9 protein-coding genes are annotated in these 13,382 nt (G+C 33.7%); 8 read left to right on the forward strand and 1 reads right to left on the reverse strand.

Annotation, left to right across the window (positions count from 1 at the left end):
* Window positions 1-128 precede the first annotated feature (128 nt).
* The 3 genes from FTV13_RS06820 to FTV13_RS06830 all read left to right on the forward strand — a co-directional run bounded on the left by FTV13_RS06820 (window position 129) and on the right by FTV13_RS06830 (window position 2,307).
* The gene (locus FTV13_RS06820; RefSeq protein WP_180011459.1) at window positions 129-713 is read left to right on the forward strand and encodes a class I SAM-dependent methyltransferase; all 585 of its coding nucleotides are present in this window, start codon (window positions 129-131) and stop codon (window positions 711-713) included.
* Window positions 706-1,746 (forward strand): HNH endonuclease, encoded by a 1,041-nt coding sequence (locus tag FTV13_RS06825; protein WP_180011461.1) that lies wholly within the window; start codon window positions 706-708, stop codon window positions 1,744-1,746. The genes FTV13_RS06820 and FTV13_RS06825 overlap by 8 nt, the downstream gene beginning before the upstream one ends.
* Before the next feature lie 114 nt (window positions 1,747-1,860).
* Complete coding sequence (locus FTV13_RS06830; protein WP_180011463.1) at window positions 1,861-2,307, forward strand: very short patch repair endonuclease; 447 nt, start codon at window positions 1,861-1,863, stop codon at window positions 2,305-2,307.
* A 76-nt stretch (window positions 2,308-2,383) separates the two neighbouring features.
* Here FTV13_RS06830 and FTV13_RS06835 read toward each other — a convergent pair whose 3' ends face one another.
* The gene (locus FTV13_RS06835) at window positions 2,384-3,922 is read right to left on the reverse strand and encodes a DNA cytosine methyltransferase (protein WP_180011465.1); all 1,539 of its coding nucleotides are present in this window, start codon (window positions 3,920-3,922) and stop codon (window positions 2,384-2,386) included.
* A gap of 326 nt (window positions 3,923-4,248) precedes the next feature.
* On the opposite strand from FTV13_RS06835, the gene FTV13_RS06840 reads away from it, so the two are divergent.
* From FTV13_RS06840 to FTV13_RS06860, 5 genes are all read left to right on the forward strand, one after another.
* On the forward strand, window positions 4,249-5,718 hold the full coding sequence (locus FTV13_RS06840; RefSeq protein ID WP_180011467.1) for an ATP-binding protein: 1,470 nt from the start codon (window positions 4,249-4,251) through the stop codon (window positions 5,716-5,718).
* Entirely contained in the window at window positions 5,711-8,431 is a 2,721-nt protein-coding gene (locus FTV13_RS06845) for a Z1 domain-containing protein (protein WP_180011470.1), read from the forward strand. The genes FTV13_RS06840 and FTV13_RS06845 overlap by 8 nt, the downstream gene beginning before the upstream one ends.
* On the forward strand, window positions 8,431-9,417 hold the full coding sequence (locus tag FTV13_RS06850; protein ID WP_180011472.1) for a PD-(D/E)XK motif protein: 987 nt from the start codon (window positions 8,431-8,433) through the stop codon (window positions 9,415-9,417). Before FTV13_RS06845 ends, FTV13_RS06850 begins: the two co-directional genes overlap by 1 nt.
* On the forward strand, window positions 9,414-11,534 hold the full coding sequence (locus FTV13_RS06855; RefSeq protein ID WP_180011474.1) for an AIPR family protein: 2,121 nt from the start codon (window positions 9,414-9,416) through the stop codon (window positions 11,532-11,534). Before FTV13_RS06850 ends, FTV13_RS06855 begins: the two co-directional genes overlap by 4 nt.
* 305 nt (window positions 11,535-11,839) lie before the next feature.
* Complete coding sequence (locus FTV13_RS06860; RefSeq protein ID WP_180011476.1) at window positions 11,840-13,360, forward strand: nuclease-related domain-containing DEAD/DEAH box helicase; 1,521 nt, start codon at window positions 11,840-11,842, stop codon at window positions 13,358-13,360.
* The last annotated feature ends 22 nt before the right edge of the window (window positions 13,361-13,382 follow it).

The following is a 13,382-nucleotide window of genomic DNA, read 5'->3' on the forward strand; positions in this document are numbered from 1 at the left end:
CTCGATCGGTCACTTTACCTAGGCAAAAAGGTTCCATTTTTGCCCATTGGGCATCAGTAAGTATGTATCTATCCATAGTACTATTATAAATTAATCAGTAGCCTTTGTTAATTCTCAACAAGCCCTAAATGGCCACTTTAGATTATTACGATAGACATGCAGACCAATTTGTTCAGTCTACTCTAGATGTAGATATGGAGAGTTTATACCATCCTTTTTTAGAGAATATTCCAGAGTATGGACATATCCTTGATCTTGGTTGTGGTTCAGGGCGGGATACCTTGGCATTCAAGAATAAAGGTTATCAGGTTGAAGCATTAGATTACTCAAAAGCTTTAGTTGAAAAGGCTACGGCGCTCACAGGAATCCCTGTCAGATACCAAAGTTTTTATGATTTGAATGAGGATGGTATATACGACGCAATATGGGCATGCGCTTCTTTGTTGCATTGTGAACGTGCTAAGCTGCCAGAGGTTGTAAGACAGATTTATAGAGCTTTACGTCATGGGGGAGTCTGTTATATGTCTTTCAAGTATGGAAGTACAGACCGTCAAAAAGATGGCAGGGTATTTACTGACTTAGATGAAGAACAGGCGAAAGAACTATTGCATCATATATCAGGTATCCAGCTTTTAAACCTGTGGCTTACTGAAGATAGAAGACCTGACCGACCTGAAATGTGGCTAAATCTGCTTTGGAAGAAAGATGACTAATCTGGTTCCTACACCCCAAGAACAGCTGAAATTCTTAAAACATATTCAGCAGATCCTGCAATCCGGCACTTTTACTTCAACCTATAAGTTTGCCTTGCTCATAAGTATTACCCGACTGGCAATTGAAAAAGGAGAGGATACTGGTGCAGCCTTGCAGCTGGACTATCTGGATATTGCTGAAAAATTTATTGATCTTTACTGGAAACAGTCTCTGCCATTTCAGTTTAACCAATATGAACCCTTTATAATCAAGCAAAGTACTGGAAAACAGGCAAAAATTATTACCGAGATCCAGCAGGCACAACAAAGATTTAAAACCCTTGCAGCTTTAAGAAAAGACCAGATTTATTGGAATCGTCTCAAGTGTTCTATTGCAGTAACAGTTAAGCAGATGCCCGTTGTATATTTGCAGAATTTAAAAGGTCAGACTGTTGAGTTTCTTTATAATCTGGATGATTCCAGACAATATCTAAAACTTTTTCCCAAGGTAATGTATTGCTTGAGGCAATTCAGTGAAATTATTGAAGAGCTATGTCAAAAGCGATGGATTGATTTTGTGAGACTGAACAGGCAAAACCTCGTTATATTAGATGGTCTGCCTGACTTGGATGACTTCATGTTTTCACCTAATCGTAATCAATTAAAACAGGTGGCAGAGTTTCTGACTGAGATCCAGCAATGCCAGTGTTTTTATTGTGGAAGAAGCCTTAAGAAAACCAGATATGCGGTGGATCATTTCATTCCTTGGTCTCTATATCCTGCCGATACAGGGCACAATTTCGTTTTAGCAGATGAGAAGTGCAATTCACTAAAAAGTAATTATCTGGCGTCACACAGTTTTCTGGATCAATGGCAGGAAAGGAACTATAAACATGATCAAACTATAGTGAGAGAAATTTCTCAATTAGGTTTTTTAACCGATATTCAGCGCTCACATCGGGTTGCTGAGTGGGCATATAAACAGGCGATAGAGAATGAGTATTTGATGTGGGCAGGCGGTAAAGATATACACATATATCACAGTTATTCATAAAACCTAACTATATTTAAAGACCAAATTTGTTTTAATGAAACAGATTTGATTCATGTTTAAGAAGAATTTAATCAACTGACAAAAGTGTTAAAGCAAAATAGCTGAGTATAAAGCATGGTAGATATCGTTGATGTTTCTACCCGAAGTCGCATGATGGCGGGTATAAAAGGCCGGAATACAAAACCTGAGATACTCATCCGCAAGTTACTACATAAAAAAGGATTTCGTTTTCGTCTTCATGTAAAGGATCTGCCTGGTAAACCAGATATCGTTTTACCTAAATATAAGGCTGTTATTTTTGTAAATGGATGTTTTTGGCATGGTCATAAGGATTGCCGTCTTTTTAAATTACCAGCTACCAGAACTGAATTCTGGCAGGAAAAAATAATGCGGAACCAAGCGAATGACAGTAAATCAATAAATTTGTTATTAGAGAATAACTGGAAAGTCGCTGTTATATGGGAATGTAGTATTAGAGGAGCAACCAAAGATCCAGATACGGTAATTGATCTTATTTCTGAATGGTTACCAAGTGAAAGATCTTTTATTGAAATAGCTTAAGTTTACTTTTAGGACTTGTGGTCACAAAAAAAGTCCGATGATCACTTAATTATTACTGAACATCGAACTTTAATTTTTAAAAATTATGATAATGTTTTTTTAACAAGGAAAACACAATTTCACTGATTTGATGTGCTAGAAAGGGAGGAACAGCATTTCCGACCTGCGTATACTGATTAGTACGATTTCCTTCAAATATATAATTGTCCGGGAAGGTTTGTAATCTGGCGGCTTCTCTTACAGTAAGGCTTCTACACTGCTTTGGATCGTAATGAATGAAATAATGCCCATCCTTTGAAATATGGCTTGTTATTGTTGTAGCTTCCTTTTCAGCAACCTGAACTCGAAAACGGTCATTGTAAGATCCTGAATTCCAGTTTTGGTGTTGTGGTGCTAGTTCAATCGGAAAACTGTCAGCTTTAGGGGAAACTTTTTTTTGCTGACCATGTAAAGCACAGAAACTGTATCTGAGCAGATCTGACTCCATATGTCCACGTGTCTCATGATTGAGTACTAGTTCAAGTGCAGGATCAAGAATCCATTTCTGTAAGTGATCAGGCAACTTGTTGGATGATTTATGTTTGTGAATTATCTCTTTTCTTTCTAAATTTTTGTGTGGTTGCAGATCTTTTTGTTTAACATCGACACCGATATTATCTATTTTGCTTAGCTTCTCAGCATTTCTTGAAACAACTTGCTGCCAAGAGTAATAAGAATCAGCCTGTTTTGATAGCCCGCTTCGTAGTTTTGGTAAATCACCTATTGCCTGTTCTACTGTGACTTTATCATAAGTTGTCTTATCCAAAATATCAGGGATCTGTTTAATATCTTCCCTTACTCCAATTAGAATAACACGATGCCTAGCTTGGGGAATTCCGAATTCTTCCGATCGAATCAGATAGTTCAGGCTGTCAGGACTGACATTGCTTGATTTATCAGCTTTTTCCACAAGGGAATATATTTGATATGAAGGGCAAGCTTCTGATCCGAGGATCTTGGATGGATTTTGCAGGTCATTAAGAATTTGGGGAAATATGAGTTGATTCTCAACTTTCGCAGTAAGAATACCTCTCACGTTTTCCATAACAAAAACATCAGGCTTAGCTATTGATAAAACCTTTAAATATTCTTTGTAAAGAAAGTGACGGTGGTCATCTTTAGGTACATAGTTTTTATTACCCGCATTTCGGGAACGGCCAGCTAAACTATAGGCTTGACATGGTGGACCTCCAATTAAAATTTTAGGTCCTTTATGATTTTCTGTTAGCTCTTTTACTCTGGCATGAATGTGGTCGTTATCTTTACCTAATTCAGCAGGCCCCTCTAACGTTTCCTTGGAAGCTAATTCATAAATTTCTTTATATGATTCAAAAAGTTCGGCTCTAGAAAGTTTGCCCCTTAAATATTGGTAGTAACCATCTAGACAGCCTTCTTGCTTTGCAAGTCTGTAAAAAGCTCGGGTTGTTAGCGTCAAATGTGCGTGTGGATCTTTTTCAACAGACATGCCTATTTTAAAAGGATACTTATTATTATCGTCTATGTAAGAGGCGAATCCTTCCCCGAGTCCGCCTGGGCCTGAGAATAGATCAATTACTAAAATATCATTATCTTTCATAGTAGCCTGATAACTTAAAAAACACATGCATAATACCAGGTCCTGTCAATCACACAAGACTTAAAAAACTTTAAAGGGGTTTTAATCAGCAAACATCTGCAAAATATGAATTTTCAAATATTTTTAGAGGGTTTCCAATGAGTGTTCTGTAGTTAACCACTTATGTCAATTCATTGTATTTACGGGGGCTTACGTATCTAGTTAATAGATGGGTTATTCAAAGTTATTTGGAATTTTTAATTGAATAAACACATGAACCCTAGCCTTTAAAATTAAATTATTGCTATATTTGAATAAATAGTAAATTTCCGAATTTTATAATACAAATGAGTGATACCAGATTACTTCAACCAAGCGCAGCTTCAATTTTGCAATCTATGCGTGATATAGGGTACACACTCGATACAGCAGTCGCAGATATTATTGATAACAGTATTGCTGCTTCATCAGATAAGATAGAACTAATCTTTTTGGAAAATCCTACTCCTCGTTTTTTGATTATTGATAATGGAACAGGAATGTATGATGAAGAGTTATACAATGCTCTAAGGTTCGCTACGAAAAGTCCTATTGTTTCAAGATCGGAGGAGGATTTAGGGCGATTTGGATTGGGACTTAAAACCGCATCATTTTCTCAAGCGCGCCGTTTAACAGTAATCTCTTCAAAAGATGGCAATATTGCTGCTGCAAGATGGGATTTAGATTATGTGGTGGAACAGGATCAATGGTTGCTAGAGATTTTGGATCCACAAGATATCAATCTGGATAAGGTATATCTAGATAAAATAAAAGCACATGGAACAATTGTCATGTGGGAGAACCTTGATAGGGTTCTATCAGGTTACAAAGATATTTTTTCCACACGCCAAGTTGCCGGGTTGCTCGGTAAATTAAGAGAACATCTGGAGCTGGTTTTTCATAAATTCCTAGAAGGCAAAGCTTCGGGGGAAAAAATATCCATATTGTTAAATAACATAGAACTTCAACCTTTTGATCCATTTTGTTCTCAAAACAGTTTTACCCAAACTCAAGCACAAGAAAAAATTATTGTTAATGATTCTATTGTTACGATTCAGGCATTTATTCTTCCCCATTTTTCTAAAATGGATAGAAGTGATTATGAGATTTTCAAGAAAAGAAGTGATTTTTTGAATAATCAGGGTGCTTATGTTTATCGTAATCATCGTCTTATGGTGTGGGGAGACTGGTTTAGATTAATTCCAAAATCGGAAGCAACTAAATATGCCCGTGTACAGATTAACTTTGATAAAAAGATTGATGATCTTTGGGCTATTGATATTAAAAAATCTAAAGCTACACCACCACTTGCAGTTCTGGAAAGGCTTAAACAGGTTATCGGCAGAATATCGGAAGCTAGTGTTCGATTGTCATCTCGAAGAATTAATAAAGCGTTAGAAACAAATGAAGTACCTTGGAGTAGATTTTCTGGGGAGTTTATTAGTTATAGAATTAACAAGAATTTTCCCATTTATCAAAAATTTAAGGCCTCACTTTCAGAGGAACAGCGAAATAATTTTAATACTTTACTGGAAATTGTGGAAAGTAGCTTGCCAGTTCAAAGTATTTATGCAGACATGACTTCTACTCCTAAGCAAATCTCATTACATGAGAATTATGAAATCGAGAAGATGCAAGAAAAATTTATTGCTTTTGCAGATTTCATGGACGCGAAACAAATGGAAAAACATAGTTTCAAACAGGCTGCTTTAGCATGCGGTTTATTTGAAAAATACAGTAATAATTTAGAAGAGTGGTTGGAAGCATACTATGCTTAATTCAAAACAATATGATGTAGCACAAACATCGATTATTAAATGTACTAAAAATGAGGGGCCTTATGAAATTAATTTTATTGAGGATATTGTCAGGAAAACAGCCGATTTTTTAGATTATGAGGGTAGTGTAGAGAGTATAGTTCGCTATGTTGAATCCAAAGTTAATTGTAGGATGGAGTTAGGTACTTCAGTTGTTAGTGAGGAAGCTGAACATGATAAAGATTGGATCAACCGTATCCAGAATGATGAAAAAATTTATGCTACTGCATACGAAAATTATTTACGTAAAAGGGGAATGCCACCTGGCGTCGTAAATTCTATTTCACGAGTTAATGAATCCATTTTAAGTCTTTTAAGTGATCCTAAAGAAAAAGACAAATCCTTTCAGCGAAGAGGTCTGGTAATTGGTGATGTACAATCAGGAAAGACAAGCAACTATTTATCACTAATCACAAAAGCTGCTGATGCCGGCTATAAATTCATTATTGTTATCGCCGGGATACATAATAACCTTAGATCCCAAACACAGCAGCGTATTGATGAAGGGTTTATTGGAAGGATTAGCGCAAGAGATAGTAACAAAACTCCGATTGGTGTGGGAGCAGAATTTGCTGGACAATTTCCTTATCCAGTTTCTTTTACTACAGTGGAGCAGGACTTTAATAAAACACTTGCAACCAGCGTAGCTACTGAAATAGGAGGATTTACTAAACCAGTTATTTTAGTAATAAAGAAAAATGTTACTACTCTAAAAAACCTGTATGAATGGCTTGTCAACTTTAATATGAATGGTTTGAAAGCCAATGGAATCATTAATAATGTACCCTTATTAATGATTGATGATGAAGCGGATAATGCTTCAATTAATACAAATAATCCAGATTTGGATCTTGATCCAACTAAGACAAACAATTATATAAGAACAATTCTAAAGTCTTTTAACCAAGCATGTTATGTTGGTTATACAGCAACACCATTTGCAAATATTTTTATTGATCCTGATTCTTATGGGGACTGTGCTGAAGACTTATTTCCAAAAGACTTTATCTATAATTTAGAGGCACCCACAAACTATTTTGGTGCCAGAAAAATATTTCTTGAACCTGAATATCGATATGTTCATGTCACCTTAAATTCACTAGAAATAGAAAAATATATTCCATTGGGACATAGAAGAACTTTTATATTAAAAGATTTACCAGTATCTCTTAAAGAAGCCATAGCATCATTTTTAATAGCTAAATGTATCCGCAACATTCGAAATGATTCTAATGAACATTGTTCAATGCTTATTAATGTTTCTACTTTTGTGAATGTACAGAATCAGATAAAAGATAAGGTACTTGATTACATTGATGAGATTAGGAATGAAATTCTCGCTTATTCTGCAATGCCAACAGCTTTAGAGCATGAAAATATTACATTACTTCATTATATATTTAATAAGCTTTATGCAGAGTCAGTGGACTTAGATGAAGAATTGATAAATTGGGAACAGATTGCTAAACAGCTTAGATCAATTTTTGATAGTTCTGAGAAAGATTATGTTTTTAAAACTTGTGTGGTGAACAGTAAATCACAAGATACATTAGATTATTCAAGTTATGGAAAACGTGGTCTGATGGTTATTGCAATTGGAGGATTTAGCTTATCACGTGGACTAACCATTGAAGGGTTAACTGTAAGCTATTTCTATCGTAGCACCCAAATGTATGACACCTTGCTTCAGATGGGCCGTTGGTTTGGTTATCGTCCTCAATACGAAGATTTATGTCGTATTTACATGACTGAAGAAGCTTTCTCTTGGTACGAGCATATTACACAGGCCGCAGATGATGTTCGAAGACAAATTGCTGAAATGAATCAGCTTAAGAAAACTCCGAGAGATTTTGGATTATATGTTAGGGCAAGTGATGAAGGGCTAACAATTACAGCACGTAATAAAATGTATAGTGCTCAGAGTAGTTATTTGAAAAGAAGCTTTAGTGGTGAGCAGAAAGAGCAAACTAGTTTTAGTAATCACATGCAGGTTCATACTCAAAATTATAATCTTCTAGAGAGATTTTGGAAAAAACTAAAAAATGAATATAGTCCTCAAACTTATTCAACAGGTAGTTTCTATTCTAATATTGATACCCCCTATGTCATTGAGTTTTTGAGTGAATATGTATTTGGTAGAAGTGATAAGGTACCTGCAAATCAAGAAATTATGGAGGCATGTACACGATATCTTGCTGAGATTCAATTTAAATACCCACAAATGGATATTTTGTTCAGAAGTAAGGAGATTGAAGACAAAATATTAATAGAGTTCGAGGATATAGAGCCAATTGAACGGTCAATTTATGAAGGTGATTGCGATAATTATGTCTTAAATAAAAGTCGTTTAGGTTCGCCTACGGATGAAAAAATAGGAATTAAGAAGGAACAAATTATTGAAGCTAAAGCAACGAAAGCTAAAGAATTTAGAGCGATACGGAAAAAGCCTCTTTTAATTTGTTATTTGGTAGAGTTAGTAGCACATATTTCAGATCAAGTGAAAGAAGGAGTATGGAAAAGAGAAAAGGGGGAAAATATTAAAGGAATCCCTGGCTTAAGTTTAAGTTTTCCATTTGGAGATTCTGAAAAACAGATTCAAATTTATGGAAATAGAATATATTGTGATACTGAACGTTCGTTTTTAGCTGCTGATACAGAGTTTGAGGTAGCATAATGAACAGAAATTTCGCATGGGATGAATTATCGATATCAGCAGAAAATTCTTTTACGACACGCCGTATTGCAGAAGAATTATGTGGTGATATTTTTATTGCTAGAGATAATAACGGTGCTTTTTGTGTTCTTATCCAGCATTCGGAAGATTTACGTAAGTTATTTTTAAAACATAGAGTAGATTTAAGAGCAATTCATCTAGATTATCGACATTTAGAGAGCGGAAAAAGTACATATACCTTATTGCTGAAGCTCAAAGATGATGAGCTACTGGATTACTTTGATCAATTTATCTGGTTTGTGATGCAAGGATTAAAACATTGTAAAAATGAAAAGGATCTTGTAAGAGGGGTTTTAGCCAAACTTAAAATCTGGAAAAAGTTTTTGTCTTCGAGCAGAGAAGGAAAATTAACAGAAGAGCAGATCCGTGGCCTGTTAGCAGAAATGTATTTGCTTGACCAGTTGCTTGACCAGTTTCCTCATGATTATGAAAAAATTCTTCAAGGATGGTATGGGCCACAGCGACTTCATCATGATTTTTTGTACAAGGATCTGGCCATTGAGGTTAAGTCAATAAGTGGTACTGATAAACGCCATGTCCGTATTTCTTCTCTAAGCCAGCTTGATAGTACAGTGTCACGTTTATTCTTGCGTGTATATGCAGTGATTAAATCACCAGAGAATCTTAGAGAAGAAGACAATCTAAATACTCTATTCCAGAGAATTACGGCTAAACTGGACTTTCATGAGCGTGATATTTTTGAGCACAAATTAATTGAATGTAACTATATTCCTGATAGTTATTATGACAATTATAATTACGTAGTCCGATTAATTAATAATTATGAAGTCAAAGATGGTTTCCCAAAACTTAATTCAAGTCTAATTCCATTTGGCATACTTAATATTACTTATGATTTGGATCTAAATATCATTGATAGCTATAAGTATGAAAGTTTATTTACAGATGTAGGTAATGCATTATGAGTTTATCTACAGATTTTTTTAATATATTAAAAAAAGACATCACCGTCTCAGCAGCAGCATTTAATATTTATAGTATCGAAGCTTTCATTAGTGAATATATACATGAGCTAATAGAAATTGGAGATTTACCTGATTTTCAGTTATGTGAAAATACGAATCATGTAGGTTCTAAAGGAGCTTATATACATGGATTCAATATTGATACTAATGATAATACTGATGCTATAACATTGAACCTTGTTGTAACTGATTATGATCAACGCTTGGATTTAGAAACATTAACTCAGACTGAAGCTAGTTTATGGTTTAAGCGTTTGCTCAAGTTCTTCAAGGAATCATATAGCAATGAGTTTTATGAAAAACTTGATCCATCAACAGAAGTATATAGGCTTTCTGAATATATTGATGTATATAAAGATAATATAGAGGAAGTGAATCTTTTCTTTTTGAGTGAGCGTCAAATTTCGGCATCTTTCAAAGAAATAAAAAGAGAAGAGTTTGAAGGTATTAATATTAAATACCATTTATGGGATATTAGTCGCCTTGAAAAATTAAGATCATCTAATTCAAGTCGTGAGGCTTTAGAAATTGATTTTGTTGAAAAGTATGAATCCCCATTAGATTGTTTACATGCGCATTTAGGTGATACGGCTTTACCATCATATTTGGTAATTTGTCCAGGTGATATTCTTGCTGATTTATATAATGATTATGGTGCAAGATTATTAGAGCAAAATGTACGTAGTTTTTTACAAGCCAAGGGGGGGGTTAATAAAGGAATAAGAAATACCATCTTACATGAGCCGGAATATTTCTTTTCTTATAATAATGGTATTACAGCTACTGCATCTGATGTAGAAATTATCCATAAAGAAGGACAAAGCTGTATTTCACGAATAGTTGATTTACAGATAGTAAATGGTGGACAAACTACAGCATCCTTGGCCAAAGCAAAAATAAAAGATAAAGCTGATCTTTCAAAGATTTTTGTTCAAATGAAGCTAACTATAGTTTCTGACTGCCAGAGTGAGAAAGTAATTCCCAAAATTTCTGAATATGCCAATACTCAAAATAAGGTGAATGTATCAGATCTTTCTGCTAATCATCCATATCATATTAAGATCGAAGAGTTATCGAGAAAACTATGGTCACCACCAACAAAAACAGTTTTGAGAGATTCAGGATGGTTCTATGAGCGTTCACGTGGTCAATATAATGAAATGTTGGCAAGTGGAAACCGTAATTTACTAAAAATCAAGTATCCCAAAGCTCAACTTTTTACTAAAACAGACTTAGCAAAATATATGATGATATGGGATAACCCTGAACCTAAATGGGTGAATATGGGAGCACAAAAAAACTTTGCAAAATTTTCCGAGTTTATTTCTAAAAACTGGAAAAAAATGGAGGCAGAAGGGAAGGTAAATGACTATTACTTTAAAAAGATTGTGGCTCGAGCCATAATTTTTAAACAAACTGAAAAGCTGGTATCAGCTCAAGAATGGTATACAAATGGCTATAGAGCTAATATTGTAATTTATACCCTTGCATACCTATCTTATTTTTTAAAGAAAAATAATAAAAAAATTGATTATTTAAGAATGTGGAAGGAGCAGTGTCTCTCAGCTAACTTCGAAAAAGTTCTAGTTGAACTAACTAGGGAGATAAATAATATTCTGACTAGCCCAAACCAAGCTCGTACAACAAACAATACTTCAGAATGGGCTAAGAAAGATGCTTGTTGGGGCACGATTATAGCTGAGTCAGAAAAGCTGGATATATCTATTACCCCAGAGTTTATTAAGGAATTAATTGATAAAGAGAAATCTGAATTAATTAATGATGAAGCGAATCAGAAACAAAAAATAGCTGATGCTATATCTATCCAGAACAAAATAAATTCTATAGATAAATATTTCTGGAGAGAGTTTTTACAGTATCTAGAAAAGGAACATCATGTTGGATTTAAGGAAAAAGGTATTTTAAAAGCGGCAGGATTAAAGGTTAAGGATTTATCTTCAAGACAATGTTTTGTATTAGATAGACTGCTTGAAGAACATGGGGAAGAATTTAAAAAAATTCAGTCGTATGAAAAAGTATCATTGCATGATTATTAAATTAAACGCCTCATACTCTTGAGGCTTTTTTTACTAATTTGGAACGCGTGAGTTAAATTTAATATAGATGTATACCTAGAATCATCAGATGATTCATTGATGAAGAAATGAGGGCTTGCTCCTTGGTAACTTTAGCCATTTCTTCGCTAACTATATTGTTTAATACTTTATAAATATGAGTTTTTATAAAAAATTCTTGTTGAGTATCATCACAATTGATAATCAATCATACTATTGTGTTGTAGAAAACTCTCTATATTTGAAATCATTAAGGTAAACCCACTAAGGAAAAAAGAAATTTTAAAATGGAAATTTATCCAAAACATCAATTAAGACGATGTTTCCAAGGAGAAGCGTATGTTCGGGAGTTACTTGCTTTATTAGATCACGATGGAATTGTGATTCATTCGGTTAATCTTCCTCAACATCCCAAAAAGAGATGGGGAGAAATTGATTTTTTAATTTTTTATCCAAACCATATTATCGCTTTAGAGGTGAAAGGGGGGTATGTATCTTGTAATGATGGAGTTTGGAAATATAGTGATTCAAAATCTAGTTATACGACATATGAAAGCCCATTAGAACAGGTACAGTCTGCTGTTCTTGCATTAGAACATATGATCTTTGAAGGTTTGGGCAAGAAAATTAAAGTTCATTATGGAATAGTGTTTCCTTTTTCAGTTGTTAATTATCATTCAATGTATTTTCCAGAAAATATTGTTGCGGATAAAGAAACATGTAAAGATTTAAAGTTATTTAGTAACTGGTTGAATAATATAATTATAAAAAAGAAAAATTTAAATAACTTAGAAATTGAAAAAATACGTGAATATCTTTTACCTAGATTCGATATTGCTATGACTAGACGGTTATCAAACCAGTTTATTCTTGAGCAAATAAATGAGTATACAGAAGAACAAAAGCAATATTTTGGAGTTTTAGATTCCAATAAAATGATTGTTGTTTTTGGGGGGGCTGGAACTGGAAAAACTGAATTACTTATAAGTACAGCATTAAAAGAGAAAATAAAAGGAAATAAACCAGTTGTCTTGACAAAGCATAAGATTTTAAAAGAATGCCTTGAGGAGAAGTTGGCTGAATGGGAAATTCCAGTAACTACAAATTTTATTCCTGTGGAAGCAAATGTATTATTAATAGATGAGGGACAGGATTTCTATTGTTTTGAGCTTTTAAAGCCATATTTGGATAGATTTAAAAGTGGACGAATTAGAATATTTATGGATAAGAATTATCAGTATTTGAAGCATCCGCCATCCCCAGAATTAATAAATTGGTATTATGAGAATGCATTAATAGTCAATCTACAAACGAATGTAAGAAATACTGATTATATGGTAAATGCTGTTGAAGGTTTAATTAACACAACTTTAGATGTGGCGAAAGTAAAAGGTATTGGTAATAAAGTAGATATTGATACATTTGAGGATGAAAATGAATTAAATGAAAAAATAATTCGATTTATAGAGAACTTGTATGATGAAATAGTTTCAGAGCATAAGGTGGTTATTTTATATCAACAAATGGATTATTTTATTAAAAATTTGATTAATAGCTTAATAAATAAAAAATATAATATTTTTAAATTTATTTCTTTGAATAAATGTAATGAAAGCTATTTAACTTATAGTTCAGTTGCTAATTTTCGTGGATTAGAAGCTGATCATGTAATACTAATTATTAATAATAGATCTGAGCTAAGTGCTCAGTATTTGTCTGATATTTATATTGGAATGACTAGGGCGAGAATCAATTTAATGGTACTCTGTCACGAAGAATGTATGAATAACCTATTATTTAAATTGTAATTTATGTGATTAATTGATGAGG

Origin of the sequence: Acinetobacter sp. YH12235 (genome assembly GCF_013417705.1) — a bacterium.
Classification (GTDB): Bacteria; Pseudomonadota; Gammaproteobacteria; order Pseudomonadales; family Moraxellaceae; genus Acinetobacter.

Excerpts from the sequence above, each read along its gene's own strand:
- FTV13_RS06820 (WP_180011459.1), top strand. The coding sequence starts at position 129 with ATGGCCACTTTAGATTATTACGATAGACATGCAGACCAATTTGTTCAG.
- FTV13_RS06825 (WP_180011461.1), top strand. The coding sequence starts at position 706 with ATGACTAATCTGGTTCCTACACCCCAAGAACAGCTGAAATTCTTAAAA.
- FTV13_RS06830 (WP_180011463.1), top strand. The coding sequence starts at position 1,861 with ATGGTAGATATCGTTGATGTTTCTACCCGAAGTCGCATGATGGCGGGT.
- FTV13_RS06835 (WP_180011465.1), bottom strand. The coding sequence starts at position 3,922 with ATGAAAGATAATGATATTTTAGTAATTGATCTATTCTCAGGCCCAGGC.
- FTV13_RS06840 (WP_180011467.1), top strand. The coding sequence starts at position 4,249 with ATGAGTGATACCAGATTACTTCAACCAAGCGCAGCTTCAATTTTGCAA.
- FTV13_RS06845 (WP_180011470.1), top strand. The coding sequence starts at position 5,711 with ATGCTTAATTCAAAACAATATGATGTAGCACAAACATCGATTATTAAA.
- FTV13_RS06850 (WP_180011472.1), top strand. The coding sequence starts at position 8,431 with ATGAACAGAAATTTCGCATGGGATGAATTATCGATATCAGCAGAAAAT.
- FTV13_RS06855 (WP_180011474.1), top strand. The coding sequence starts at position 9,414 with ATGAGTTTATCTACAGATTTTTTTAATATATTAAAAAAAGACATCACC.
- FTV13_RS06860 (WP_180011476.1), top strand. The coding sequence starts at position 11,840 with ATGGAAATTTATCCAAAACATCAATTAAGACGATGTTTCCAAGGAGAA.